The 26,791-nt window shown below is 61.0% G+C and carries 19 protein-coding genes, 1 tRNA gene and 1 pseudogene; 7 read left to right on the top strand and 14 right to left on the bottom strand.

All coding sequences use genetic code 11. The features are described from left to right. On the top strand, nt 1-1,057 hold a 1,057-nt coding region (locus RhoBH5_RS14065), incomplete at its 5' end, for a fatty acid desaturase family protein (RefSeq protein WP_270008440.1). Between the two features lie 13 nt (nt 1,058-1,070). After that, nucleotides 1,071-1,316: a hypothetical protein gene (locus RhoBH5_RS14070; RefSeq protein ID WP_003945295.1), complete on the top strand. Its 246-nt coding sequence runs from the start codon at nt 1,071-1,073 to the stop codon at nt 1,314-1,316. Between the two features lie 154 nt (nt 1,317-1,470). Here the strand turns inward: RhoBH5_RS14070 and RhoBH5_RS14075 are convergent, their stop codons facing one another. The 4 genes from RhoBH5_RS14075 to gdhA form a co-directional block, all read right to left on the bottom strand. Beyond that, nucleotides 1,471-1,638 carry a hypothetical protein gene (locus tag RhoBH5_RS14075; protein WP_003945367.1) on the bottom strand — a complete coding sequence of 56 codons (168 nt, stop codon included), beginning with the start codon at nt 1,636-1,638 and terminating at the stop codon, nt 1,471-1,473. Nucleotides 1,639-1,881: 243 nt separating this feature from the next. Beyond that, nucleotides 1,882-2,025, bottom strand: coding sequence for a hypothetical protein (locus RhoBH5_RS14080; RefSeq protein ID WP_003945326.1), 144 nt, complete (start codon nt 2,023-2,025; stop codon nt 1,882-1,884). A 363-nt stretch (nt 2,026-2,388) separates the two neighbouring features. Next, a complete protein-coding gene (locus tag RhoBH5_RS14085; RefSeq protein WP_003945374.1) occupies nt 2,389-3,648 on the bottom strand; it encodes a PucR family transcriptional regulator in 1,260 nt (419 codons plus the stop codon). 486 nt (nt 3,649-4,134) lie between these two features. Continuing rightward, nucleotides 4,135-5,478 carry an NADP-specific glutamate dehydrogenase gene (gene gdhA / locus RhoBH5_RS14090; RefSeq protein WP_003945368.1) on the bottom strand — a complete coding sequence of 448 codons (1,344 nt, stop codon included), beginning with the start codon at nt 5,476-5,478 and terminating at the stop codon, nt 4,135-4,137. Nucleotides 5,479-5,746: 268 nt separating this feature from the next. Between gdhA and RhoBH5_RS14095 the strand changes: the two genes are divergently transcribed. Further along, on the top strand, nt 5,747-7,081 hold the full coding sequence (locus RhoBH5_RS14095) for a DUF4185 domain-containing protein (protein ID WP_007733338.1): 1,335 nt from the start codon (nt 5,747-5,749) through the stop codon (nt 7,079-7,081). A gap of 83 nt (nt 7,082-7,164) precedes the next feature. Here RhoBH5_RS14095 and RhoBH5_RS14100 read toward each other — a convergent pair whose 3' ends face one another. Next, entirely contained in the window at nt 7,165-9,342 is a 2,178-nt protein-coding gene (locus RhoBH5_RS14100) for a glutamine synthetase III family protein (RefSeq protein WP_270008442.1), read from the bottom strand. A gap of 224 nt (nt 9,343-9,566) precedes the next feature. Here RhoBH5_RS14100 and RhoBH5_RS14105 point away from each other — a divergent pair, with 224 nt between their 5' ends. Then, the gene (locus RhoBH5_RS14105; RefSeq protein ID WP_231917368.1) at nt 9,567-9,836 is read left to right on the top strand and encodes a putative quinol monooxygenase; all 270 of its coding nucleotides are present in this window, start codon (nt 9,567-9,569) and stop codon (nt 9,834-9,836) included. Nucleotides 9,837-10,047: 211 nt separating this feature from the next. Here RhoBH5_RS14105 and RhoBH5_RS14110 read toward each other — a convergent pair whose 3' ends face one another. The 8 genes from RhoBH5_RS14110 to RhoBH5_RS14145 all read right to left on the bottom strand — a co-directional run bounded on the left by RhoBH5_RS14110 (nt 10,048) and on the right by RhoBH5_RS14145 (nt 21,465). After that, the gene (locus RhoBH5_RS14110) at nt 10,048-10,200 is read right to left on the bottom strand and encodes a hypothetical protein (RefSeq protein ID WP_003945315.1); all 153 of its coding nucleotides are present in this window, start codon (nt 10,198-10,200) and stop codon (nt 10,048-10,050) included. Continuing rightward, entirely contained in the window at nt 10,201-11,016 is an 816-nt protein-coding gene (locus tag RhoBH5_RS14115; RefSeq protein WP_047270260.1) for a class E sortase, read from the bottom strand. Nucleotides 11,017-11,082: 66 nt separating this feature from the next. After that, nucleotides 11,083-11,226 carry a hypothetical protein gene (locus RhoBH5_RS14120; RefSeq protein ID WP_007733341.1) on the bottom strand — a complete coding sequence of 48 codons (144 nt, stop codon included), beginning with the start codon at nt 11,224-11,226 and terminating at the stop codon, nt 11,083-11,085. 127 nt (nt 11,227-11,353) lie between these two features. Continuing rightward, the gene (locus tag RhoBH5_RS14125; RefSeq protein WP_442972462.1) at nt 11,354-15,958 is read right to left on the bottom strand and encodes a DUF5979 domain-containing protein; all 4,605 of its coding nucleotides are present in this window, start codon (nt 15,956-15,958) and stop codon (nt 11,354-11,356) included. A gap of 1,729 nt (nt 15,959-17,687) precedes the next feature. Beyond that, the gene (locus RhoBH5_RS14130; protein WP_003945304.1) at nt 17,688-17,846 is read right to left on the bottom strand and encodes a hypothetical protein; all 159 of its coding nucleotides are present in this window, start codon (nt 17,844-17,846) and stop codon (nt 17,688-17,690) included. A 301-nt stretch (nt 17,847-18,147) separates the two neighbouring features. Further along, nucleotides 18,148-19,518 carry a hypothetical protein gene (locus RhoBH5_RS14135; RefSeq protein ID WP_256083115.1) on the bottom strand — a complete coding sequence of 457 codons (1,371 nt, stop codon included), beginning with the start codon at nt 19,516-19,518 and terminating at the stop codon, nt 18,148-18,150. A 188-nt stretch (nt 19,519-19,706) separates the two neighbouring features. Next, nucleotides 19,707-20,465 (bottom strand): hypothetical protein, encoded by a 759-nt coding sequence (locus RhoBH5_RS14140; protein ID WP_042923865.1) that lies wholly within the window; start codon nt 20,463-20,465, stop codon nt 19,707-19,709. 927 nt (nt 20,466-21,392) lie between these two features. Continuing rightward, a tRNA-Arg gene (locus RhoBH5_RS14145) sits at nt 21,393-21,465 on the bottom strand. A gap of 97 nt (nt 21,466-21,562) precedes the next feature. On the opposite strand from RhoBH5_RS14145, the gene RhoBH5_RS14150 reads away from it, so the two are divergent. Both RhoBH5_RS14150 and ssb read left to right on the top strand, forming a co-directional pair. Further along, a complete protein-coding gene (locus tag RhoBH5_RS14150) occupies nt 21,563-23,698 on the top strand; it encodes a cytochrome c oxidase assembly protein (RefSeq protein ID WP_042446115.1) in 2,136 nt (711 codons plus the stop codon). Nucleotides 23,699-23,880: 182 nt separating this feature from the next. Beyond that, nucleotides 23,881-24,294 (top strand): single-stranded DNA-binding protein, encoded by a 414-nt coding sequence (gene ssb / locus RhoBH5_RS14155; protein ID WP_007733347.1) that lies wholly within the window; start codon nt 23,881-23,883, stop codon nt 24,292-24,294. A 4-nt stretch (nt 24,295-24,298) separates the two neighbouring features. Here the strand turns inward: ssb and RhoBH5_RS14160 are convergent, their stop codons facing one another. Next, complete coding sequence (locus RhoBH5_RS14160) at nt 24,299-24,757, bottom strand: MarR family winged helix-turn-helix transcriptional regulator (RefSeq protein WP_003945320.1); 459 nt, start codon at nt 24,755-24,757, stop codon at nt 24,299-24,301. Nucleotides 24,758-24,863: 106 nt separating this feature from the next. Here RhoBH5_RS14160 and RhoBH5_RS14165 point away from each other — a divergent pair. Next, nucleotides 24,864-26,680 (top strand): annotated as a pseudogene (locus RhoBH5_RS14165) (ABC transporter ATP-binding protein). Nucleotides 26,681-26,791: the final 111 nt, after the last annotated feature.

Genomic DNA, 26,791 nt, shown 5'->3' on the forward strand with positions numbered 1-26,791 from the left:
CGCATTGCGTGATCGCACCGTCGCCTCGCTCGGTGCTGAGGATCGGGAGTACATCTATCGTGTCATCAAGGCGCAGCGTGGTTTCGAGGTCGCGGGTCGCGGCTTGATGTACCTCGGCTTCCTGCCTCCGGTGTGGCTCGCGGCAGTCGGTGCATTGAGCGTGTCGAAAATTCTCGACAACATGGAGATCGGCCACAACGTCATGCACGGTCAGTACGACTGGATGCGGGAACCAGGGCTCAATTCCGAAGTCTTCGAATGGGATAATGTGTGCCCGGCCGACCAGTGGCGTCACTCGCACAACTACATGCATCACACGTACACCAATATTCTCGGCAAAGACCGTGACATCGGATACGGCATCCTGCGTATCGACGACGCGCAGAAGTGGAACCCCTATTACCTCGGTAATCCGGTCTGGGCCTTCGCCTTGATGGTGCTCTTCGAGTGGGGCGTGATGATGCACGATCTCGAGATCGAGAACGTCATCCAGGGTAAACGCAAGTGGCACGACGTCAAGCCGCTCCTGAAGGGCTGGTGGAACAAGGCGGGCAAGCAAGTCCTCAAGGACTACGTCATCTTCCCGGTTCTCACGGGGCCGCTGTTCGTGACCACTCTCGCGGGGAATGTCACCGCCAACCTGGTCCGGAACGTGTGGACGTACTCGATCATCTTCTGTGGCCATTTCCCCACCGGTGTCCAGAGTTTCACCGAGGACGAGACGGCCGACGAGACTCGCGGGCAGTGGTACGTGCGTCAGATGCTCGGCAGCGCCAACATCGAGGGAAGCCCGCTCTTCCACATCATGTCCGGCAACCTCTCGCACCAGATCGAGCACCACCTGTTCCCGGACCTGCCTGCGCATCGTTATCCGGAACTCGCTCCCCAGGTGAAAGAATTGTGTGGGAAGTACGGTTTGCCGTACAACACCGGTGGGTTCTTCAAGCAGATCGGTTCGGTATGGGGCAAGATCTTCAAGCTCGCTCTTCCGCCCGGTTTGGTCAAGTCGACGACCCCTCCCGGTGTTATCGTCGAGCGCCAGCGAACTGCAGCCTGAGAGGCACACACTGATGGTCGGGAAATTCGAACGCCGCAAGGACACGGTCCAGGAACTGACCGAAAGTGCAGCCAACCACGTGGGCTCGATCGCGATGATCATCGCCGGGGCCGTTCGAGACGTGACGCGCGAGATCGGCGACTGGGTGTCCGACGGAATCGAGATGCGTGAAGCAGCGAAAAAGGCTGCAGCTGACGATCGTTCGGAGTCCGTGACCATCGAGCACGACGACAGCGATCCACCTGAAGACTGGCGTTGATTCACCGCGGCGGACGGCCTGATCGCGCAACCGCGAGCCGTCTCGCCTGAACGACCACGTTGCCCTCCGTCACAGATGACGGAGGGCAACGTGGGTTTCGTGGACTGTTTCGGCGGCCGAAGACGCGGATCGAACACCGATCACAAGTGAGGTCCTAAGCAGCGCTGCCGAGGCTCGCCGAGTCGAAGCTGCCGAGCCCGGTGCTACCGAGACCGCTGCTACCGACTCCGCCCAGTGCGAGTGCATTGCTGCTGCCCGCGCTCAGTAGCTGGACGATGATGTTGATGACGATGGGGTCGCCGGTGAGCGGAATTGTAGGCACAGGGGGACCTGCTTTCTGTTTCGAGATGTGGTGAGAAGGTGAGCGGCGACGGGATCGTCGACGTGGTCAGGCGGGCTGTTTCAGCCACTTCCGGTGCTGCCGAGCGACACGATGGAGCCGTTGCCGAAGCCGAGTGCTCGGGAGAGTGAGCCGAAGTCGATGACCAGGCTGCCCAGGGTGTGCTGGTTTATCACGGTGGTTCCTGTCTGTGCCGCGACTGTGTGATGCGAGCGGGTAAGTCGATCAGGGAGCAGGCGTCGTGGGAGTTTCGCCGCCGCCGCCAATCGGAGAGTTGTCGGTGTAGAGGAAACTGCTGCCGGCGTTGAACATCTGTAGGACGGTGTTCAAGACGACGGCCAAAGCGCCTGTGGTTGGTGCGGCGATCATGTGCTTGCTCCTGGTTTCAGCGGTGGCGACGTGGTGGTCACCGTGGTCACCGCCATCACAGTGTCAGGCGGCTTGGAGCGGGCCCTGCGCGAGAAATTCTCTCGCACAGGGCCCGAGATTCGTCCTAGGAGACGCCGCCGCCATCCGTCGAGCCCGTGCCGGTGCTGCCCGCGTTGAAGAGCTGCAGGATGGTGTCGAAGAAGGCACCGAGGAGAGCGTTATCCTGGCCGTTGATCATGTGTTTCCCCTTAATTGTTACTGGTTTGCGCGGTGATTCGCACCACACTTTTATAGCCCGGTTCGGAGCGGAAAAGTGGGGTCCAGGCGCCACACGTGGACAGCTAATAGCGAGGATGTGAGTGTTCACATTTTCGCTGGACGATTGTCCACATCAGTGCTTGCGAAGGTCAGCGAGATCATGGCAGCGCGCAGTTTGAGCAGTTCAGAGGGCAGGGCCGGATCCAATCCGGTCAGGGTTGCGATGCGCTTGATTCGATTGTCGACGGTGTTGGTGTGCAGGCCGAGCGCCGACGCGGTGCGCTGACGATGCTGGCCGTTGGCGAGATGTATGGACAATGTCTGCAGCAGTTCCGGATTGCCGTCGAGTGGCTTGAGAAGATTGATCAAGCTGTCGCGGCCTGCGCCACCCCGAGTGAGTTGATACTCGAGCGCGAGGTCTTCCATTCGGTAGGACCGCGCCGGCAGTCTCAGGCGCCGCACGAGTTGCGCCAATTCGTGAGTGGTTGCTTGGGCGGCGGCGATATCTCGTACCGCGGCGTTCTCGGCGATTGCTGTGATCTCCACCCCGACCGTTGCGCGTGCGCGTTGGATGACCTCGCACACTGTTCCCCAGTCGGGTGTGCCCTCGATCAGCACCAGACCACGTTGCGGTGCAGGAGCTTCGAGCAGTGCCGACCCGAAGTGGGCCGCGATTTTCGATTGAGCGACGGAGAGGTCACGGTAGGCCTGTATGCGCTGGTGGTTGCCGTTGCGTGCTCCCGGGCGGATGGGCGGCAGGTTCACCAGGAGCCGCAGGACGAGATAGCGGGGTGCGAGTTCAACGCCCATCTGCAACGCAAGCTGGGTGGGATCGTCGCCGTCCAGCATGGCTTTCACGAGAGCGCCGGCGGAGTATTCCCCGAGTTGGGAACCGGCAGGAAGAGCCGAAAGATAGCTGATCGAGATGAACGAGTGAAGCCGCTGCGCAAGTGCGAACAAGAACTCGTTGAGATCCCCGAGATTGGCGGAGTCCTCGGCGTCGGCCCGGCTGAGGATGAGGGTGCGAAAAGTGCTGATGCCCTCGTTGGTCAAGTTGAGGATCGCGCTGAGTGGCACGCCTTTCAATGCTTGTTGGACGGTCATCGTGTGAATGCCGTCCAACTCTTGGTCGGTGGGAAGTTTGCGGTGATCCAATAGCTGGATCCCCACTTGGAGCCCCTGCACGATCACCGCAATCAGTTCCCGACGTACTGCCTCCGTTTGGAGGGAAGTCAACGTCGGGTTGGCACGGGACAGGTGATCTACGAGATCGCTTGCCAGTGGGATGACGTCGTTGACCGCTGTGGAGGCGGGCTTGCCTCCCAACATGAGCGGTCCCGGGTTGTTCAGCAGCGCTGGGGACATGGGTGGCCTCCTCTAGACAGGTGCGTCGCCTGGCACAGGCACCCGGAGGCTCGGCGCGTTACGAAGCGGGGTACACGCTGAGGCCTTGTTCGGGGGCATACTCGCCGCTGAAATTTGCGGATCGAATTGCGCCAGGCGTTGTGATTTCTACCACATGAACGATCGTCCAACTGTGAAATGGACAAATGTGAAGATAAGTCCATATGCCCCACGCGCTGCGGACCTAAACAATCGTCCACTTACGGTGTTTTTCGACGTCAGAGCGGAAAACGGATTCGGAGGACACTACGAGTTCCGTCTGGGATGATTGCCGGCGCCTACGGTGCTCGTCGCGGGCGATTTGCTCAGATCAAGCTCGAGGGCCCTGGGTCCTCGCGGACCCAGGGCCCTCGCGGCCTAGGTATTGATTCGACCAGTCCGATGTACGGGAACCGGTTCAGGGTGAAATCACCCCTTTTTGTACTGCTGTCTGTATTGCGGAAATCTCTAGATGACGCCCAGCGAAATCATGGCGTCGGCCACCTTCACGAAGCCGGCAATGTTCGCGCCGTGCACGTAGTCGCCCGGCTTTCCGTACTCGGCAGCGGTGTTGATGGTGCGCTTGTGAATGCCGCGCATGATTCCGGCGAGACGCTCGTCGGTGTACTCGAAGCTCCAGGAATCACGCGAAGCATTCTGCTGCATTTCGAGAGCGGAGGTTGCAACGCCACCGGCGTTGGCCGCCTTGCCGGGTGCGAAGGCTACGTTCGCGTCACGGAAGAGCTGGATGCCACCGGGGGTGGTGGGCATGTTCGCGCCTTCGGCAACGGCCTGAACGCCGTTGGCGATCAAGGTCTTTGCGGCATCTTCGTCGAGCTCGTTCTGAGTCGCGCAGGGGAGTGCGACGTCGCACGGCACGTCCCAGATGGAACCGTCGGCGATGAACTCGGCATGCGGAACTGCGTCGGCGTACTCGCTGATGCGGCCGCGGCGAACTTCCTTGATCTCCTTGAGGAGGTCGAGATCGATGCCCTTCTTGTCCACGATGTATCCCGAGGAATCCGAGCAGGCGATCGCGACGCCGCCGAGCTGGTGGATCTTCTGGATTGCGTAGATGGCGACATTGCCGGATCCGGAGATCACGACGTTCTTGCCTTCGAGGCCTTCACCCTTTGCCTTGAGCATTTCGGCGACGAAGTACGCGACGCCGTAGCCGGTGGCCTCGGTGCGAACCTGCGATCCGCCCCAGGTGATGCCCTTGCCGGTGAGGACGCCCGACTCGTACGTGTTGGTCAGCCGCTTGTACTGACCGAACAGGTAGCCGATCTCGCGACCGCCGACACCGATGTCGCCGGCCGGAACGTCGGTGTATTCACCGATGTGACGCTGCAGTTCGGTCATGAAGGACTGACAGAAGCGCATGACCTCTGCGTCGGAGCGGCCCTTGGGATCGAAGTCCGAGCCACCCTTGCCGCCGCCGATGGGCAGGCCGGTGAGTGAGTTCTTGAAGATCTGCTCGAAGCCGAGGAACTTCACGATGCCCAGGTTGACGCTGGGGTGGAAGCGCAGGCCGCCCTTGTAGGGGCCGAGTGCACTGTTGTACTGCACGCGGAAGCCACGGTTGACGTGAACGTTGCCCTGGTCGTCGGTCCACGGCACGCGGAAGATGATCTGGCGTTCCGGCTCGCAGAGCCGCTCGATGAGTCCGGCGTCGGCGTAGCGGGGGTGGCGTTCGAGCACTACGTGAAGAGACTCGAAGACCTCTGCGGCGGCCTGATGGAACTCGGGCTCTCCTGCATTGCGAACCAAAACCTGATCGTAAATCTGCGCTACGCGGTCACGTACGGACACCGCTCACCTACCTCGTTGTGAGAACTCTTTTACATTTCCGTTACATACTAGGCGCCTTTATTGCTGTATCGGACAACTGTCCTGTGAAGGTGAAATCGGACACAGCTGTCACTTGTGTCAGTTGAACGGGCGATTTATAACAATTTGCTCAGCTTTCACTCTCTTAACACATTCCAAATGGTTTGCTTCTGCGGTCGGGGATCACTGTGCCTGTGGTCCGAACGAGTCGAAATGATCAGAGGGGCTGCACGTGCGTAATAAACACTCCATGTCGGCGATGTTGTCGATAGGCGTCGTCACGATTGCCGCGACGATTGCCGCAGCACCGTCTGCGTCGGCGATCGGTGGACCGTGCGGTTCGGGAGGAAGTGGTTCCGCCGGATCGATGACGGGTTCGCTCGGCTCGCTGACCGGATCGCTCGGCAGTGGATCCGCCGGTACCGGCTCCCTCGCCAACGCGCTGCCTTGGATCACCGGCGCCCCCAACGGTGCTCTGCCGGTGCTGACCGGCCGGACCAAGGCGATCGAAATGGTCACTGGCCCAGGCAGTCCCAACAACACCATCGAGCGGTTCAACGTGTCGGGTACCGACCTCGGAATCATGTGGGACAACGGTCTTTCGGGGCCGGATCACGACGTGCTGATGGCATTCGGCGACACGGTGGGCGACTGCGACACCCCGGGTGACGACTGGCGCAGCAACGTATTGTTCCGCAGCAACGACACCGCCATTGCCGACGGGATGAAGATCGACAGTTCTCCTTTGGACGGCCCCAATCATTCCAAGGAGATCATTCCGGGATTCGGCATTCCGGGTGAGTTCACCACCATCCCGACCGCTGGAATCTCTTACGGTGGTGTGCAGTACATCAGATTCATGTCCGTTCGGTCGTGGGACGAACCCGGAGCCTGGACCACCAACTACTCGGCTCTGGCTTTCTCCACGGACAACGGTGAGAACTGGGAACTCGATCCGGCGACAGTTCGCGCCAATACCGAAGGACTTGGCATTCCGGGGATTCCGGCAGTATCGCCGATCAATTCCAACTTCCAGCAGAGCGCCTTCCTCGACGGTCGGGACGGCTACATTTACGAATACGGAACTCCCTCAGGTCGTTTCGGTAAGGCGATCCTGGCGCGAGTGGCCGGCGCCGACATCAGAAACCTCGGCGCCTACGAATACTGGGACGGCTCCGGTTGGAGTCCGCGAGATACCGATGCCGTTCAGGTCATCAAGGCACCGGTCAGTGAACTCGCAGTGCAGTGGAACGACTACCTGAACAAGTACGTTGCCATGTACACCAGTGCCGAGGGCAACCTGGTGATCCGTCAGGCCGACCAACCGCAAGGCCCGTGGAGTGGTACGCAGACCCTGTTGAGTGGAATCACGTTGCCCGCGTTGTACGGCGGATTCATGCACCCGTGGGCGAGCGGACAGTTCCTCGAATTCGTCGCCACCACGTGGGACCGTTACAACGTCATCTACATGCGGACCGATTTGAACGGACTCCAGATGGCGTCGTCGGATTCGCGCGATCGTCCTGACCCCGCGACCACCGGTGAGGCTCGCGTCCTCGAAGTCACGATGCCGGAAGACCGCTAGCCGAGCAAGATTCGACAACTATGGCCTGCAACTCGATCGAGTTGCAGGCCATAGTTCTGTGGGTAGTGATATTCGGGTGATGCTCAGAGAATGAAGAGCATTTCCTGATACGTCGGGAGTGGCCAGTGATCGTCGGCGACGATGGTTTCGAGGAAGTCGGCCGCTGCACGTACCTCTGCCATGGCGGGCAGGAATGCGTCCTGTGCGTGCTTGGCCTGATCGAATGGCGACTCGCCGGCGTCGGTGTCGATTGCTGCGCGCAGGGCCGCGAGCGCTGTGCGCAGAGCCGCAACGGGCGCCGACACTTCTTCGAGCGGTGCTGAATCCGGTTCGAGGCCGGCAGACTTCAGTGCGACGAAGTTCTGCGCAACTTCCGTCTGGTGGCGCACTGCAGCCGGAAGAATCAGCGTCGTACCGATTTCGGCGGCCAGGCGTGCCTCGACGCCGATGCTCAGTGCGTACTGTTCGAGTCCGACCTCGTAGCGGCTGTGCATCTCCCGGTGGTTGAAGACCTTGTACTTCTCGAAGAGTTCCATCGAGGATTCGGTGATCAGTTCAGGAAGGGCGTCCAGCGTCGTGCGAAGGTTCGGCAGGCCGCGAGACTCGGCCTCGATCTGCCAGTTCTCCGAGTAACCGTCGCCGTTGAAGACAACCGCACCGTGGTTGGTGATGATCTCGGTGAGCAGATTCTGGACGGCGGTGTCGAAATCGGCGCCGTCGGCGACCGCGGCTTCCAGTTCGGTGGCCATGTAGTCCAAGGCCTCGGCCATGATCGTGTTGATGGTGACCATCGGGCCGTTGACTGTTTGCAGCGATCCTGGCGCGCGGAACTCGAAACGGTTGCCGGTGAAGGCAAATGGGCTCGTACGGTTGCGATCGCCCGGGTCGGTCGGTAGGACGGGAAGGGTATCGGCGCCGATCATCATGGTGCCCTTGTCCTTCGACGATGTCGCGGCGCCCTTGGCGATCTGCTCGAAGACGTCGGCCAGTTGATCGCCGAGGAAGATCGAGATGATGGCCGGGGGAGCCTCGTTGGCACCGAGACGGTGATCGTTGGTTGCCGATGCGACCGACGCGCGCAGGAGGCCGGCGTATTTGTGGACGGCCCGGATGACTGCGGCGCAGAATACGAGGAACTGGGCGTTGTCATGCGGATTGTCGCCGGGGACAAGCAAACTGCCGAGTTCGGAGTTGCCCAGCGAGAAGTTGACGTGCTTGCCGGAGCCGTTGACACCGTCGAACGGCTTCTCGTGGAACAGACATTCCATGCCGTGCTTCTTGGCGATTGTCTTGAAAGTGGTCATCAGCAACTGCTGGTGGTCCGCGGCGATGTTGCCTCGCTCGAACATCGGGGCGATTTCGAACTGGCCGGGCGCAACCTCGTTGTGCCGCGTCTTGGCGGGGATACCGAGTTTGAAAAGTTCCCGCTCGGTGTCCATCATGAATCCGAGCACACGTTCCGGGATCGCCCCGAAGTAGTGGTCGTCGAACTCCTGGCCCTTGGGCGGCTTTGCGCCGAAGAGTGTTCGGCCGGCGTTGAGGAGGTCGGGGCGGGCGAGGAAGAAGTGTCGATCGATCAGGAAGTACTCCTGCTCGGGTCCGCAGAACGACACGATGTGCTCGGGATCGGTATGGCCGAACAACTTAAGGATTCGTTCGGCGTGGAAACCCATTGCCTGTTGTGAACGCAGCAGGGGAGTCTTGTGGTCGAGCGCTTCGCCGGTCATCGAAACGAACACGGTCGGGATACACAGTGTGTTGCCGTTGGGGTTTTCGAGAACGTAGGCCGGGCTCGTGACATCCCAGCCGGTGTATCCGCGAGCCTCGAACGTGTTGCGCAGCCCGCCGTTCGGGAAACTCGAAGCGTCGGGTTCACCTTGGATCAAGGTTTTGCCGGCGAACTCCGCCAGTGCACTGCCGTCGCCGACCGGCTCGAGGAAGCTGTCGTGCTTCTCGGCGGTCAACCCGGTCAGTGGATAGAAGACGTGAGCGTAGTGGGTTGCGCCTTTCTCCAACGCCCAGTCCTTCATCGCCGACGCGACCGCGTCGGCGACCATGGGATCAAGCGGTTTGCCTTGCTCGATCGTCGCCATCACCGACTTGTAGACGAGCTTGGGCAGTCGCTTCTGCATGACCACCTTGTTGAAGACGTTGGCACCGAACACCTCGCCGGGTGTCTCGTCGGTGGTGAAACTGACCACCGGAGGTGTGTAGGCCTCGACGTCCTTGATCGCTTGCAAGCGAACTGCATTTCCACTCATGTGCTTACCCCTCGCCCGGGCCCAGGGCTGCGCTGCTGATTGCGAGCCCGACTTCGGCAAACCCTACGAACCTCCGGTATCGGGGGTGTTTCGTAGATATTGCGCCTGTCCGCAAACTTCGAGTCACAACGGAAATGTCGATCTGTCGGAGTCTACGGCAGACTTCGAGCCGACGGGCTATTGCAGGACAGTCGAATCGGAGAGTCTTTGTGATCAGGGTGTTGGTGCCAACCACGGTGGAGCAGGGCGATCTCGCGGAAGTGCTTCGGTTGTACGACGAACTTGTCACCGAGACCCGAAAAGAGGTCGGCTGCATCAACTACGAGTTATTGCAGCGCACCGACAATCCCTGCGAGCTCGTGTTGGCGGAAGAATGGGAATCGCAGGAGCACCTCGACGCTCATACCCATACCGAGCACTTCGTCAGGTTGGTTGAGGCGCTGGCCAAGCTCGAGACGGCAGCGCCGGCGCAGATCTTCACGAAGGTTCTGTAGCGGCGGAGTCAGGTTTCAGTGCTCGCTCAGGCGTCGAACAAACATTCCGGAGAGCCCCGAGCGTCAACTAGGCGACCCGTTCCGACACACGCGGAAACTGGTTTGCATCGACACGCCATAATCATCGTAGATCCGTCGAGTCCGATGTAGGACAGCACCTTCGGGCTCCAGCCGGGCGTTGTGCAGGTGTCGGCCGACCTGCACGGGCGCTCTATACGGTGACGTCGGAGTAGGGCATATGCTCTGACACCCAAGGAAATACGAATTCCATGAGTAGCAGCACCACCGCGACCACGAGAACGATCGCCAGCAGGGCCTTCACTGGTCGGGGGCCGGGGAGCGCTCCCCAGAGGTATCCGTACATTCATTGCTCCTGGAATGCCGCGGGAATGGTGCCCGAAGTCTTCGAGATTGTTTCGACGAGAACCGCGTGGACGATCAAGCGTTCGCTGTTCGAGTAGAGCGGATGGCACGTGGTCAGTGTCAACATACTTTCCAGCGTGGCGTCGGGCTCGGCCCAAGTGCTTCCGGGCAGCGGGTTGACGACCGCGACATCCCCGGGCACGGTGATGCGCCGCCCGAGGAGATGGACGTAGTCGCCTTCGGAAACGCGATCGGCTTGCTCGGGATTCAAGCAGGCTTTCGCCGCAGCGCGACGGTCGGGCGAGGCCTGGTCGAGTGGGAGCAACCGGTACGTCATCCATTGGAACTCGGTCTCCACGACGACGGCATCGCATGCATCGAGTCGATCCAGGTGTTGGAAGACTGCGCCGGAACCATTGCGGTGCCCGGCGAGCGCGAAGTTTCCGGCTTCGCCGGGCATCTGCGAGTCCGGGTAGTGGCCGGGGCCGGCCCGCAGGTCCTCGTTGCGTGTGCCCTCGACGATTGCGTACGCGGCGCCGAGTGTGGGGAAATGCACGCGCGCGAATCCCTCGCCGAGCACAGGGATCAGCGGGGACACCGGCTGACCATCGATCGCTCCTGAGGATTCGGGGACTTCGGCCCAGGATTCCTCCAGACTGTTGTTGAGCTCGTCCTGCAGCCGCCCTGAGACGATATTGGTCCAGAACGCCTCATAGATGACGAACAGCAGGATGACGACCCCGGCCGTGAGGAGCAGTTCGCCGATTACCTGGCCTGCGCCCGGCCGCCGACGCCCTGGAACTTCGGTATCGCTCACGGACCGGGGTCTCCTCTTCACAGATCTACAGAGCTAGCTGATGTGTCGAATTGGTGCCGCATCGAACTAGCTGCCCGCGTCGATCGTGGCGCTCCCGGTACCGCCGAGGAGATCGTAAAGGAGTACGGACAGGCGACCGAGGCCGTCGATCGCGGCAGAACCAGTGGTCTCGATGCCTTCGATGACGATCGGGAACGGGAGGAATGACATGGTGTTTCTCCTTCGAGGGGTGGGCCGCGGCGGCGGCCGCGAGATAGATGCGTCGTGACGGTGAAACAGGGCGGGTGCGACCAGGCGTATGTCGCACCCGCCCTGTTTCGGTATTTCTGGTTGGGAGTTACTCCTGGCCGGGTGCGCGCTTGCGGTTACGCAGGGTGAGCCATGCGCCACCGCCGATCAGTGCCAGCGCCAGACCGGCGAGCCAGATGACGTTCGCGCCGGTTACCGGCAGGGACGAGGACTGGTCCGGTTTGGCCTGAGCAGGATTTCCCGGAGCAGGTGTGCCCGGAGCACCGTTGTGTCCACCACCGTTGTCGCCGGGAGTGTTGTTGCCGGGAGTCGACACGTCAGTGCCTGGTCCTCCGGGTACTTCAGAGCCCGGCCATGTCGGGATTTCCCACGGCGGCAGCGGGATCGGGATCGGGATGATGATCAGCCCATTGCTGCTGGTTTTGTTCTCGAGTCCCAGGACCACCGACTTGTTTGCTTCGCCGGTGAGCTCGACGGAAGTTGCGGTCGGTTCGCCGTCGATCTTCGAGACATCCGCCTTGCCTTCCTTGACGCCCCAGATCACTTCACCCCACTTGACGTTGGTGACGTCGGTGTGAGCACCGGTTTCTGTGAAAGTGATGTCGGTGTTCAGCGGGAACTGGACCCGGCCGTCGATGACGGCTGCGTCGCACTGGGCGGTCGGAGTGACCGAAGCGCCCGGCTTGACATCGAGAACACAAGACCGCGCCTCATTGTCGATGTCCGTCCACGTAGCCGTGACCTGGAAGATCGTGGATCCGTCCTTGGCTACCTGGCTGCCCTTGGGGCCGGTCACGATCTTGTCGATATCCACCTCGGTGGTCGGGATCGGGCGGTTGTGGATCTCCACCACAGCCTTCTCACCCGCCACCGCCTTGACGGTGTCGTGGTAATCGGCGTCACCGGCATCCGCGGAGACGTAGTAGTACGGCCGCGCCCAGTCGATACCGGCCAGTGGCTTGGGGTCGACCTCGGAGAAGGTGATCACGGTGTTCCGCGGCACAACCTCGTCGGACGTCCAGCTCCAGTCGTTTGCGGCATCGAGGGTGATGGTCTGGCCCACTGCCGGGAAATCAGTTCCAGCGGGGAGTGCCGGATCGATCCCGTCGATACGGACCTCGAACGTCGCGCTGTCAGGCAGGTCGGCCTCGGGTGCGCGGACGGGGTTGCCGTCAGCGTCGAGGATGAACTTCGTGAATTCGACCGATCCGAATTTCCACAGCGCCTCGTTCGACAGCGTGATCAGTCGACCGTCGGTCGGGTCGTCGGAGACTATGCCCGTCGCGGTGCCGTCGAGGTTCGAATGCAGCCACGATTCGCCTTCCGGGCTGGTGCCCCAGGAGATCGTGCCCCACTCGACTCCGTCGACATCGGGACGGCCGGTCTCAGTGAAGGTCACCTCGGTGCCGACAGGGAGGTCGACGCCGAGCGGTGTGGTCTGTCCCTGCTTGACGCTCAGCACCTGGGTGCGGTACTCCACACCGTCGCGCCAACGCGCCTCGACCGTGAACTCCACGTCGTCGCCGACGGCCTCGGCGGCCTCACCGCCGACCTGCTTTGCAATGCGCAGAGTGCCGTCGTTGACGTCGACGAAGTTCGACACCTCGATCTTGCGCAGATCCTTGCCGATGGTCACCACGGCCTCGTTGTCCGGATTGATCCTGACATTCCCGGAGTATGCGGGCACGCCATAGGCGAGACCGTCACCGTTTGCCGGAACCAGCTCTGTCAGTGTGACTTCGGTGCCGCCCGGCAGGTTCTCGCCGAACGGAACCGGGGTGCCGTCGGACGGAAGAGACAGCGTCTTGCTCTGCGGGTTGTCGTCCGTATCGAGCCAGGTGGCAATCACGTCGAAGCTCGCCGGTACGGCCTTGTCGGACGCCTTCGGGCCCGTGAGCTTTTTGCTCACTTCGAAGGTGCCTTGCGTGATCGTGGCCTCGTTGGTGACGGAGACCGTGTTCGCCGACGCGTCGGTGCCGATGGTGAGCGTCTTCGGGCTGATCACCGGCAGCGACCACGTCACGAGGTCGGTGTTCGTCGGTTGGACCTCGGTGAAGGTGACTTTCGCTCCGATGGGCAATTTGCTCAGGTCGTAGTGCTGACCGTCCTTCAGGGTGAATTGACGCAGCTCGTTGCCGGCGGCGTCGTCACCGAAGGCGATCTCTGCGTTGACGACGAAAGCCTCGAGCCCCGTGCGCGCTCCGTCACCGATGACGGACTTGGTGATCCTCGCCGATCCCAGGCTCGCTTTGTTGAGCAGTGTGACACCGACATTGTTCTTCGGCGTGATGGTCACCAGCGCCTCGGTGCGGTCCCCGTTGAGCGTCACGCCCTCTGACGGGCGGAATGTTCCTCGCTCGAAGTACACGCCGTCAACGGTGGGGAGGTTGATCTCGGACAGACGGATCTGCCAGCCGGTTCCGCGGGGGTTGATCCCACTGACCGGTGTCCCGTCAGCCTTCACCTTGATCTCGTAGGAGCTCACCGGGGCGTCGGTCGCTGGATCTTGCCCGGGGGCGAACTCCTCGACTTTCACAGTGAACTCGGTGTCTTCCGGGAATTTCTCGGAGAAGGGAGCGATCTCCTTCAGAAGCGAGAACGAGCCCCGTGACACACCTTGGCCGGTGCCGCCGCCGCCCCATTCCTGCTTGACGCTCTTCGACAGCGTCTGCTTGCCGGCATAGGTGAGGGTGTTGGAGTATTCCGTGTCGCGCTGGTCCAGTCCGCCGCTGCTGGTGCACAGGGTGTAGCTGACGAGGTACTTCGTCTGACGGCTGTAACCGTCCGCGTCCCGAGGGAGGGTGAGATCGAAACCGCCGTCGGCGCGCGCCACCGAGGTGGCGTCGGTTATATCGCGTTTCTTGTTGCCGTCGAAGAAGTCTTGCGCGACGACCTTGAGATTGAGGTTGCTCTTGAGATCGCCGCCGATTTCACACACCGTCATGTTCGGTGAGAACCTGTCGTTGATGACCGCCGGTTCCGTAAGGCCCTCGAGATCGTGTCCGGAGATTTCCACGGTCCAATTGAGGGTGGTGCCTGCCGGCTGCTCCACACCGCCGATCGTCTGCGACGTGGTGTTGATCGCGCCGTTCTTGCCGCTCGTGAACCCAGGTCCCTCAGTCTTTCCCGTGATCGACGTCTTGTTGACGACCGCCGAGTTGGTGAGATGGTCCTCGGAGTCCGGCACCTCGGTGGTGGTCAGGCAGGTCCGGTACGTGAAGTAGTAATACTGTTCTTCGTTGAATGTGTCTGGGTTATCCACAGTGATCGCCGCGGTGAAGGTACTCGCGCCGGCTACTGCGCCGATGGGAGCAATGGTGAATCCTGCGGCAGGAGTGCGGTAGTTGGGTTCGTTCTCCCGCCCTGGGAGGTAGTCAGACTTCTCGATGACTACCTGCACGCCCGAGGCACAGACCGCATGGGGGCCGCCGAAGGTGTCGGTGATGTCGATCTTGTGGTTGTTGGCGGCAATGTCGGTGCCCGGAACCACAATCGTCCAGACGGCTTCCATATTGCGCTTACCGCCGTCGAGGTAGCCGCCCTTCCAGGGCTCGGTCTGCGGCGCGTAGTCCTGTCCCACGCCATCCGAAGCCACCGTGTTGTCACCGATCGTCACGGAGTTGGTGTACTGAGTCCCCTTGAGATCCACAACGCCGCTGGTCGTGCATGAGGTGTACTCGATGCGGTAGAGCTTGCTGCCCTCGAAGGGCCCGCCGTTGTTGATGTTGATCGTGACCTGATCACCCGCGTCGGGTTGGGTGACGGTGACGCCGCCAGGGGTCTCTTTGAGATCGCCCGGGCGACCGGACCACAGCTTCGCGTTGAGCAGGCTGCCCGCACACACCTTCATGTTGTCGGAGAGCTCGTCGCTCAGGGTCACCGAACCGGTGTTGCCTGTGTCCAACTTGGCCAGATCTGCGCCGGGGATGTCGATGGTCCACCGCACTGACTGCTTGTTGTCCTGGAGTTTGCCGGACTTCGTCGACTCGCCGATTACGCGGCCGTCGGTGATGCCGCCCGTGCCGGGCAGGTCGACCTGCGTGACCTTGTTGTTGATCGTGAAATCCACAGTCTCTGACGTGGTGTACTCGACTGCCTTCGTGTAGACGAAGAAATCGCCCTTCACCTCGTCCGGCCGATCCGCCACAGCGTCGGAGAGCACGCAGGTCATGAGATTGGTGGAAGCAGCCAGATCGCATGTGCCCCAAACCGTCCCATCGTCGCCCTCCAGCGCGATCGTCGGGTTGGACTGAAGCTTCAGCTCGCCAGGGAATTCAATGGTGAACTGGTCGCCCGGCTGCGGACTCGCGCTTGACGCGTCCCAAATGCCCTTCACCGTGACGGAGTCCCCGACCGTGATCTGCTGGTCGTTCTTTCCTTCGACCTGGACGTCGGTGATTTTCACATCGATGCCGGGATTGACTCCGCGTGCGGCCAGTCGCTGCGCCGCCACAGGAGTCGTCGACGAGGACGCCGTCGTGATCGGCGGTTTCGCAGAAGTGGGTGACTCCGACGTGGAAGTAGGCGGTGCCGTCGTCTTCAGTGGCGCCTCCGTCGTAGTCGCGGGCGGCTTCGGTGTGGTCGGAACTATTGTGGTCGGAACTATGGTGGTCGAGGTCCCGACGTCATCGGCCGAGGCAACCTGGACGAAAGAGAACGACGATACGACCAGCGCCAGGACCGCAACGATCATCCCCAAAGCTGCCCACCGAGACACCACCCCCTCCCTGGCACGGCGTGGGAAGACACGGTTACGCATGACGAACACCTTTCGTTCAGAACACATGATTTAGGCCCCGTTTCCGGGGCCGTCGAATAGGGAAACGGGACCTTTGAGCCGCTCTGGAGCCTGGTTGCGAGCGTTGGTGATTCTCAGGCGACCTACTGCGGAGCCGAACAGTTGGTAATCGGACCTGGTTGGCGCCAGCGCAGACCGACGGCCGGCTCTGGGTAGGCCAGGAAATTCCAAGAAAAATCGACCGCCGGTATTACCTAACGCGACGACCTTCGAGGTACTAAAGGCTGCGGCCGAGGATCTTTCCTGCGCGATTCATTGCAGTTCGAGCATGAGCACCATCCCGGATAGCAAAAGCAACAGTGCGATGGCTCCGAGGGGGGAGTCTTCGTGCTACGTGCTTCGCTGCCGTGACGGTTTTCATGAAATTCCTTTCTTTGGCACAACGTAAAGAAATGTGCGCGGGGCCGTTCGCGAGAAGATGCAAATTCCGCGCAAACAACGCAGAAGGCGCAAACCGGGCGATGTGCAATCAGGAATCTAACACGAGCAAATCGCATAGCTGGACACGCCATGGACGTGCGTCCATGCAAGAAAAACTGCGCTTACCTGGGTATATCTATCTTCCGTTGATTTCTTTCAAGTTAACTGGCTGGTTCATCACAATTCGATCTCGACCATCAGTTGCATGCCTGCCTTGGCACTTGTCGACAATCGGTGAGCGGCCGAGCCGAGTCGGCGCTGCTGTACCGAATGAGCCTTTATGCAGTTCACTGCCCCTTATTTGCTGTCGGAACGACAAGGTGTGGAGCGAATTATCTGTGTACACACGCTCGACATAAATGCAAATCATTTTTCTGTGTATAGGAGGAGGGTGAATTAGGGGGTGAATTCAGTCGCGGGTCATCGAAACCCCTGTTCTGAAATGATCCAGAGATAGGGGTCACATTAGATTCGTTTTTCTTAGCAGATTGGATTCCGGCCTCAGTTAACTGTCGATAATGCTTCGGGGGCCGACAGGGCATTTCGAGACGAAGAATCGCCCAGCTTTTCGTAGAAGGCCTTCGGTACGGTTACGTCAGTCCAGCTGATCACGCGCCGCGGCGACTTTGGGCGACGCTCTTGTGCGCACGGATGAGGCACTGTCTGGGATGTGTGTGGATCTCGGAAAATGCCACGTCGGAGGCTTCTTCGAAGATCTCGAGACCTCGCAAGTTCAGGTCGTTCTCGCGCGCCTCGGCACGATGAACTGGCTTACTTTTCAAGCGCTTTCGATGCCCGGAGTCAAATGGTGACGGTCGTTGCGTAGTTGCTGACGGTGGATGCGACCGGTTCGATCGGCGTGCAGTCGCCACATCCGAGCAACCGCACCGAGTGGCCGCGAGGTCCCTCAGCCGGTACTTTTCGCAGCTCTCTGGACACTTCGCGAAATCGGACCTTCGAATCAAGTTCTCGCGCAACCATTCTGACGCAGATTGTGTCAATGGCGCTACACCCACGGCTGCCCGCAAGGTTTGACTGCCCCGGTTGCTGTTACGCCCTGGGATCCGGAGCCCAGAGATTCTGTGACACTCGCGGGCCGCTCCGCGCAGTGTGTTGCACGCGACTCAGCCGCCATTGGTGGACTCTTGCCCACCGACTCGTCGTCGCGGAACTTCGTCAGACGACCTTTGCCGCAACGGAAGGGCTACAACGATTGGTCGGGCCCGGTCAACGACGCGGGACCGGTCGTCGGTTGGTGTGCGCCGGTGAACCGCTCGACGACGGATACCACGACGATCGCGAGTGCCAGGATTCCAACGGTCCGGGCGAGTGACTTCAGGGTCTTTGGAAGCGCCTTCTTCATACGAGGCAGATTACTGCGGACGGTACGCAATTTGTGGGCTAGGTTTCGGTCCGGATCGGATCGGTCTGGAGAGAGATCGCTTTATCCACGCAGCGTGACTATTCGTGATGCAAATCTTGTGGTGCCCCCGGCAGGATTCGAACCTGCGGCCACACAACTAAGTGCACCACAGCACCGACAAGACACCTCTCGCGAACTGGCGGGCTGTGGTGCAGCGGGCGCCGCAATCTAGACCGATTTCGACCGTGCAGTGTGCCATGACTGGCGACATGTCGGAGAGTCGCGGTGACGCAAGATTCTCCTACGTGGGATTCTGTGCGAAATCCCCAACCAAATGGCTAGGGCCCGCGTCCGACGAAGGATATGGCTGAGGCTTACTCTTCACTCGGCGGTGCTCCGCGATGGACCAACACGCGAGCACTGCCGAGGTCGCGAAAAGGATTGGGCGGTTGTAGCCCCAGGGTGAAAATACTACATCCCAAAGGCCTTGTATCGACACGAGGATCACCAACGCGGCGTATTGCCCTCGCGCTCGGATGGCTGCAGCGGAAAATAGGAAGATTAGCAAGGCAGGGAATCCGGCGGCCAAGATTCCACCAGCGGCCCACGATTCGAAGAATACCGAATGCAGGGAGACTTGCCCCCCGTCTCGAATCCAGATCTTTCGGTACGAGTCGGGGTTTGCCATTCCGAGGTCTTTGGCGATTTGGACGCCCGACGCTTCGGTGGCGCGGTCAATCTTGTTCAGATTGCCCCACCCTATTAGCGGCTTCTCTGAGATGGCCGCGATTGAGAATGGGGGCTCGACCCGGCCTGCGAGAAAGGATGGCGCGTCGGAAACTTGTTCCTGAGCAATGGTCCGAGCCTGTACGTCAGCTCCGAAAGTGCCAGACGAAATAGCATTCGGCAGGAGCACCGCCAAAGCATAGATGCCGACTAGTGCGACCCCAATCTTAGCCCATCTGGGACGGCTTGATGGACCCTTCGCTATCAGCATGACCACAGAAATCAGGCAGACGAGTGCGTGGGACCGGAACCCTAGAGACATGCTGGTGACGCCCAGGGTTGCGAGCAGTACAACTGACACCCATGTTTTACCAGTCGACACGGCCATGTAAATCAGAATTATCGTCACGGGTGTGGCGATCCCGTACTTCCACAAGTGTTCAAATGAGTCTGATGTATTGCTAGTGCCGATCAAGATGAAAAACAAGGCATGGCCAGCAGCGGTCCAAGCGATCAATTGCCCTGCATCTCGTTCGCCGGCCGTCAACTTAACCGCCGATGATGCGAACAGTGCCGCAGCGAGAAGCGATACGACCGCTGTCACGGGAAGCGGCACTCCTTGAAGGAAAGCGCTGACGGCGATCATAGATGCAGCCCCGATGGCCGCCCCAATGAGCGCCTTACTCCATCGGGGCCATCCATTCAGGGGCTTTATCGGAATCAGAAATATTCCAGGTACTGATGCTGCGCAGAACGCGGAGCGAAACCACGGCATAGGCACGGCGGCAAGCAATCCGAAAACTCGTCGGTAATTGTCATATGTCGTCGACTTGGTTCGTGGCACCCTTCCGAATGCCCATGGCATGACGCTCGCAGTGACTGCCGAAATGGCCGTTCCGATGAAGATGGCGAGGATCGCGGTGTCTACTGTTTCAGGTTCAAGCATCGACACGGTCCTGCGCAAGGTGAGCCATCGTTTCATTGTCCGGTAAACCGGTGTGTTGGCCTATGGATTTTGGTGCGCGGATTGTGCGACGAAAGTCCTGTCTTTCCTTGCGATGTCTCGATAGGGAAGCCCCCCAACCTCGCAATGAGGGTGGGGGGCTTTCGTCATCCGCAGTAGAACTGTTGCTGCTAGCTGCCGAAGATGTCGCCGAGTGAACCGAGCGAACCGGTGCCTGTCTCGGGCTTCGGATCCTTCTTGGCGAAGTTGGTGGTGCAGCCGTTGAACTTCACCGCGTCGACGAAGACGCTCGAGGCCGCCGAGCCGGTGCCGACGCTCACACCGTAGTGCTCGACCTTCGCGCCGGGGTTGGCTGCCACGATGGCATCGAGTGAGGTGGGCTCGCCCTTTACTGCACCGCCGATGGTACGGGTGCTCCACCAGAGTCCGTCCTGGATGTTCTCGTGCTTGACCGCAACGTCCGTGACAGGTGCGTCGTTCTGGCTCGGCACCCACACCAGAGTGGTGAAACCGTTGTCTTTCGGATTCGTGGTACCGGTCAAACGCAGCTGGAACGCGGCGCTGGTGGTTACGGCGCGCTCGGAGAACCCGATTTCCTTGGCAGCCGCGTCGGCGAGCTTGATGCTTCCAGCCGCGTGGTACGACACCGAGCGGTCGTTGACGTCGGTGACTTCGAGTTTGAGTGAGCCGTCCTTGTCGAAGACATTATCGGCCGCGTAGGAGGCGATCTGGTCCTTCTCGTCGGTGAACGGGATTCCCCAGCCGTTCGCGGTGGTTTCGGTAGACGTTGTGGAGCAGGTGAAGCCCGCTTCCGGCTCTGCGGAACCGAGTGAACCAGTGGGTGCTGCGCCCGCGAAAGCCGGTGCAATCAATGCAGCGGAGCCGACAAGTGCGGCAACGATTCCGGCGCGGCGGGTGGCTTTAGACATGCGTGATGAACCTCTCGGAGGGTAAAACGGGGGTGAAGGTCTGTAAAAATTAGCACAGACTGTCCGGTTTGTGAATGTTGAGGATGGGGAACGATTGCCCAAGGTTGTCCAAGGAAAAAGGCTGGCAAGTAACGTATTTCGGTTTCCCGCGCGAATTACGATCAAGGTTTGTGTGAATCGGCACTTGTGATTTCTCAGCGAGTGAGAACGAGCTGCCTTGTGGCTGCCCCTTGTAGTGGGGTCGCCTGCCGGGGTGGCCCCCGCGTGCACTCCGGCAGGTCGGCGCACCTGAGCTGTCGGGAACACGTGCACCCAGGATGACCCACTGGGCGACCGGCCAGGTCGAGGCCGGTGGATCAATGCAGGGCGAAATGACGAATCGCGACGTGCGTTTGATCGGCCACCGCAGCGTCCGACTCAACGAAAGTAATTCGCGATCTACCGATTAGCGTGCGGATCGTACAGAGTTCCACCATTCGAACGAACGCTGCGCCCAAACTTCAGGGGAGGGTCGGGTGCCGCGCTTGACACCACGGGGGTTCCTGTTCGGCGCCCACGCGAGTACGACACTCTTGCGCCAGACGTGCTGGCGCCCGAGCTTGAATCTGAGAGGCCCATTACTGATGTGGGCCCAAATAGCCTGGTTCCCTTTGGAGTTCCGGGTGTGACAGAAGCATTGCAGGGCTTTCCAGAACTCGTCTTCCGTACCAATTCGCTCCGCCGCTGGACAGCAAGATTGTCGATGACAAGCCGGGATTCGGCGCCCAACTTATGGTGTATCCACTGGACTCACCTGAGAACCGCACAACAACACTTACTCAACACTTTGGCCGGGATTGAGTGGGATAACGCAGGAATGCCGCGTCGGTCATGGCTTCGTACGTGCAGGTGTAGAGGGTATTCGTTCCTGGGAAAACGATACAAAAGTGCCCCCGGCAGGATTCGAACCTGCGACCAAGAGATTAGAAGGCTCTTGCTCTATCCCCTGAGCTACGGAGGCGCGTGGAACATCATACTCGAGGGTTCGGGATGTGACGCGCGCCGCCCAACTCCGACGCGTTGTCGTAGTCGGTTCGCGAAGGTCCTACCCTTGAGGTATGGCTACACCCGACCTCGCGCCGACAGATTCCCCACCGGAGTCCACACAGCACAGCGGTGCACCCGCTTCTTCGACCGCGATATTCGTGGTCAGTGGACTCATCGCAGGGCTCACCGCAGCCATCGTGGTGGGATTCTCCGCGTCGCAGGCACTGACTCTTCTGGGCATCCCGGATCCAGGCCCGATCACCACGTACGGCCTGCCCGCGATGCGGGCACTGGGGGAGATCGCCGCGGTCATCGCGATCGGGTCACTGCTGCTGGCCGCGTTCTTCGTGCCGCCGCAGAAGTCGGGCGTCCTCGACGTCGACGGCTATCGGGCAGTCCGAACTGCATCGCACGCCGCGATCGTGTGGGCGATCTGTTCGTTCATGATGGTGCCTCTGACGCTCTCTGACACGTCGGGTCAGCCGTTTGCCGAAGCGATCAAACCGGCGAACCTGTGGTCGGGACTCGATCAGGTCGAGATCGCCGGCGCTTGGCGTTGGACTGCGATCATCGCGGTTGTTCTGGCGATCCTGGCCCGACTGACACTGCGCTGGTGGTGGACCCCGCTACTGCTGCTGGTCGGTCTTCTCGGACTGATGCCGCTCGCTCTCACCGGTCACTCGTCTTCGGGCGGGTCGCATGACATCGCTACCAACAGCCTGATCCTGCACCTCGTGGCGGCTTCGCTCTGGGCCGGCGGGTTGTTCGCGCTACTGGCACACGCGCGCCGCGGCGGCGATTACACCGACGTAGCAGCCCGACGCTTTTCGACGGTCGCATCCATCTGCTTCGTCGTCATGGGATTCAGCGGCGTCATCAACGCGATTGTCCGTCTGCCTCTCGACGACGTTTTCACCACGACGTATGGACGATTGATCGTCGCGAAAACGGTTGCACTGATCATCCTCGGGTTCTTCGGTTGGGCTCAGCGGAGTCGGGCGCTACCGGCGCTGGCGGAGAATCCGAAGAGTCGCTCTGCCCTGATTCGATTTGCCGGCGCTGAAGGCATCGTGATGGCGGCGACCATCGGTCTCGCGATCGGCCTCGGTCGTACCCCGCCGCCCCCGCCGCTGTCGATTCCCTCGATTCCCGAGGTCGAACTCGGTTACAACCTTCCGGACCCGCCGTCGTTCATGGCTTTCGTGACGGACTGGCGATTCGACCTCATGTTCGGCACCGCCGCGATCGCCGCGGCGATTCTGTACGGAATCGGCCTGCGCAAGCTGGCCAAGCGTGGGGATTCCTGGCCTGTCGGCCGAACCATCGCCTGGATGAGCGGTTGTGCGGTGCTCTTGATCGCCACGTCTTCGGGCGTCGGCAAGTACGCGCCGGCAGTATTCAGCGTTCACATGGGTGCGCACATGGCGCTGTCGATGTTGGGCCCAGTCCTGCTGGTTCTGGGTGCGCCGATCACTTTGGCTCTGCGGGCCCTGGATCCGGCAGGCAAGGACGGCGTGCCCGGCATTCGCGAGTGGATTCTGACCGCTCTGCACAGCCCGTTCTCGCGATTCATCACCCACCCGATCGTGGCGGCAGTTCTCTTCGTCGGCGGTTTCTACGCGCTGTATCTCGGCGGAATCTACGGTGCGACGGTCGACTCGCACAGCGCTCACCTGCTGATGAACCTGCACTTCATCCTCAGCGGCTATCTCTTCTATTGGGTGGCGATCGGAATCGACCCGTCACCACGTCAATTGCAGCCAGTGACCAAGCTGGCAATGGTCTTCGGCTCACTTCCGTTCCACGCCTTCTTCGGCGTGGCATTGATGAGCACCACCGCCGTCATGGGCGGCGCGTACTTCCGTTCGCTCGGCCTCGGCTGGAACAACGACCTGATCGGCGATCAGCAGCTGGGCGGCAGCATCGCGTGGGCGACCGGCGAGATCCCGCTCATGGTGGTCATGCTCGCGCTACTGGTTCAGTGGTCGCGCAGCGATGGTAGGACAGCGCGCCGAACCGACCGTGCGGCCGAGCGTGACCACGACGCCGACCTCGCCGCGCACAACGCGATGTTCGCCGAATTGGCCAGGCGAGACCGCGAAGGGTGGAAACCCCGTGAGGCTGCTGACGCGGAGACTGCAAGCGAGGACTCTGCGGACGAGACACCCAGCGAGAAGAAATCCGACGAATCCTCCACTAGCACTTAGCTCCGACACTGCCCGGGCCGTTTGGCTCGGGCAGTGCTGTTTCTCCACAGCTGTTCCACCGATGCACAGGTGGAAATCGAAGATCCCGAGCCACGCGTTTGTCGTTCCACAATCGAAACTGCCGACGCAATGATCGGCCCCGCGGCAGTTGGCGGGTTCTGGAGTTCGAAGGGGGATCGGACATGTACGAAACGCATGCAACGGTTGTCGGAACCGTCATCACCAATCCGGTGAAGCGGCAGACCACCAATGGCGAAGAGGTGCTGAGCTTTCGGATGGCGAGCAACACGCGTCGCAAAGACGCGGTGACCGGAGAGTGGACGGACGGAGCGACCCTCTATCTCACGGTCAGCTGCTGGCGGCGGTTGGTCACCGGCGTCGGCGCATCCATCATGAAGGGTGATCCGGTCATGGTGGCGGGGGAGTTGCGCACCAACGAGTACACGACCAAAGAGGGTGTGCCTCGTTCCGATCTCGAGCTACGGGCGACTGCGGTAGGCGCGGACCTTGCTCGTTGCATCTCGAAGATCGAGCGTCAGAGCAAGCCGACGTCGGCGGAGAATGTCGAGGACGCAGTCGACACCGTCGCTGCGTGAGGACTCAGACCGAAGGTTTCGGGCAGTCGCGGGGCCGCGAGTCGTGCCCCGCGTCCACTCGCTCGAGAAGTTCGGTGAGAGTTGCTCGCTCCGATTCGTCGAGGTCGTCGAACACATCCGAAGATTCGCGTCGTTGAGCTTTTGCGACGTCGGCAGCGAGGGTAGCGCCGGCGTCGGTGAGCTCGAGTAACACGGCTCGCCGATCGTTCGGATCGGGAGTGCGGCGCACCCATCCGGCCTCTTCGAGGGAATCCACGACGTCGGTCGCCGACCGCGGAACGATGCGCAATCGCTCGGCAAGAAACCCGAGTCGAACCGGCTCGCCCACTCGGGTCAGTACTCGCAGCGCTCGGCTTTGCGACGGCGAGAGACCGAATGGTTCCAGCGCTGCCACCTGACGTCGGCGGATGAGCCGTGCCACGGACATCACGACGTCGGTGAGTTCGCGCTCTCGGGAATGCATGGCGTCAGTCTAGCGTTGTTGGTGTCAGCCTCATAGTGAGGTAACCTCATCAATATGAAACTAGGGTGAGAAAGCCTCCAGGAGGTAGAACGTGAAACCAGATCACATGCGAAACATCGAACGATCCGCTGTCGAGATCACTCCGGCGGAATCCGTACCGGCAAAACGCGTACTCGGACTGTTCGCGCCGTATCGAACTCAGATCGCCATCGTCACCGCGGTCATCACACTCAGCGCGATCGTGCGCTGGGCAGCCCGCTGCTCCTACGCGAAATGCTCGACAAGGCGATCCCGGACAAGAACCTCGGACTCGTGAGCGTTCTGGCCATCGGCATGATCGCCATTGCCGTGATCACGAGCTGTCTCGGCGTGGCGCAGACCTGGATGTCCAACAGCATCGGCCAGAAACTGATGCACCAACTGCGCGTGCGGGTCTACTCGCATCTGCAGAATCAGTCGCTCGGATTCTTCGCTCGAACCCGAACCGGAGAAGTTCAGTCGCGTATTGCCAACGACATCGGCGGTATGCAGTCGGTGGTCACCAACACGGCAACGTCCATCGCGCAGAATGCAACGACCGTGGCAGCCACCATTGTTGCTCTGTTCCTTCTGGATTGGCGGCTTGCCATCTTCTCGCTGGCGATCTTGCCGGTGTTCATCCGTATCGCACGCAAGATCGGTGACGAGCGCCGCAAGATCTCTGGTAAGCGGCAGAAGCTACTCAGTGATCTGTCGGTCCAGGTGGAGGAATCTCTCTCCGTCAGTGGCATTCTCCTCGGCAAGACGACCGGCGCGAAGTCGGCTCTGACGGATCGATTCACCGAGCGTTCAGCGGAAGTCGCAGACGTCGAACTCCGAGCCATGATGGCCGGCAAGTGGCGCATGGCGACCATGTCGATCACCTTCGCAGCCATGCCTGCACTGGTCTACTGGTTTGCCGGTTTCACTCTCGATCACGGCAACACCATCACCGTCGGCACCCTCGTCGCATTCACCACGCTGCAAACACAATTGTTCCGCCCCACCATGATGCTGCTCAACACGGGCGTCGAGGTGCAGAGCTCGATGGCACTGTTCAGTCGCGTGTTCGAGTACCTGGATCTGCCGATCGACATCGCGGATCCGGAAGAGTCGAAGAGCTTCGACCGCACCAAGATGTCCGGCGAACTTCGGTTCGACCACGTCGACTTCTCGTATCCAGGAACCGACAGCAAGACCCTCGACAACATCGACCTCACGGTCCCGGCCGGCGGAACCTTGGCGCTTGTCGGCTCCACGGGTTCGGGCAAGACCACTCTCGGATACTTGGCCGCACGTCTGTACGACCCGACTGCGGGATCGGTGAGAATCGACGACGTCGATCTGCGGGACCTCGATCTGGCGACGGTCTCCGACCTGGTAGGTGTGGTGTCGCAGGAGACGTATCTCTTCCACACGACGATTCGTGAGAACCTTCGGTTCGCGAAACCCGACGCCACGGACGCCGAGATCGAGCAGGCAGCGCGCATCGCGCAGATCCACGAGTTCATTTCCGGTCTCGACGACGGGTACGACACCATGGTCGGCGAGCGCGGCTACCGATTCTCCGGCGGTGAGAAACAGCGTATAGCGATCGCGCGCACAGTCCTGCGGAATCCGCCGATCCTCGTCCTCGACGAGGCGACGAGCGCCTTGGACAATCGCACTGAACGTGCGTTGCAGGACGCGCTCGACGAGCTGATGGTCGGACGCACCACTCTTGTTGTGGCGCACCGACTCTCCACGGTTCGAGATGCGGATCTCATCGCGGTCCTCGACCAGGGCGTGGTTGTGGAAAAGGGCACCCACGACGAACTGGTGAAGCAAGGCGGGCGGTACGCGCAGCTGCTTGCGGCTTCGGGTAGCGACGCGGTCGAACTGCCTGCGGAATTGCAGACTGTGTGACAGTGCATCCATCGCGTTGGCGAGTCACCGAGCACCGACCAGAGGTGGCATGGATGGTTCGTCCAGGCCACCTCCGCGTGGTTGTACGTCGTGCCGACGGGAACGGGAACG

Origin of the sequence: Rhodococcus sp. BH5 (assembly GCF_027583855.1) — a bacterium.
Classification (GTDB): Bacteria; Actinomycetota; Actinomycetes; order Mycobacteriales; family Mycobacteriaceae; genus Rhodococcus_F; species Rhodococcus_F qingshengii.

Coding starts and splice junctions, on each gene's coding strand:
- RhoBH5_RS14095 (WP_007733338.1), top strand. CDS start 5,747: ATGTCGGCGATGTTGTCGATAGGCGTCGTCACGATTGCCGCGACGATT.
- RhoBH5_RS14110 (WP_003945315.1), bottom strand. CDS start 10,200: ATGTACGGATACCTCTGGGGAGCGCTCCCCGGCCCCCGACCAGTGAAG.
- RhoBH5_RS14080 (WP_003945326.1), bottom strand. CDS start 2,025: ATGATCGCCGCACCAACCACAGGCGCTTTGGCCGTCGTCTTGAACACC.
- RhoBH5_RS14085 (WP_003945374.1), bottom strand. CDS start 3,648: ATGTCCCCAGCGCTGCTGAACAACCCGGGACCGCTCATGTTGGGAGGC.
- RhoBH5_RS14135 (WP_256083115.1), bottom strand. CDS start 19,518: ATGCTTGAACCTGAAACAGTAGACACCGCGATCCTCGCCATCTTCATC.
- RhoBH5_RS14070 (WP_003945295.1), top strand. CDS start 1,071: ATGGTCGGGAAATTCGAACGCCGCAAGGACACGGTCCAGGAACTGACC.
- RhoBH5_RS14125 (WP_442972462.1), bottom strand. CDS start 15,958: ATGATCGTTGCGGTCCTGGCGCTGGTCGTATCGTCGTTCTCTTTCGTC.
- ssb (WP_007733347.1), top strand. CDS start 23,881: ATGTACGAAACGCATGCAACGGTTGTCGGAACCGTCATCACCAATCCG.
- RhoBH5_RS14120 (WP_007733341.1), bottom strand. CDS start 11,226: ATGTCATTCCTCCCGTTCCCGATCGTCATCGAAGGCATCGAGACCACT.
- RhoBH5_RS14150 (WP_042446115.1), top strand. CDS start 21,563: ATGGCTACACCCGACCTCGCGCCGACAGATTCCCCACCGGAGTCCACA.
- RhoBH5_RS14100 (WP_270008442.1), bottom strand. CDS start 9,342: ATGAGTGGAAATGCAGTTCGCTTGCAAGCGATCAAGGACGTCGAGGCC.
- RhoBH5_RS14130 (WP_003945304.1), bottom strand. CDS start 17,846: ATGAAGAAGGCGCTTCCAAAGACCCTGAAGTCACTCGCCCGGACCGTT.
- RhoBH5_RS14140 (WP_042923865.1), bottom strand. CDS start 20,465: ATGTCTAAAGCCACCCGCCGCGCCGGAATCGTTGCCGCACTTGTCGGC.
- RhoBH5_RS14160 (WP_003945320.1), bottom strand. CDS start 24,757: ATGCATTCCCGAGAGCGCGAACTCACCGACGTCGTGATGTCCGTGGCA.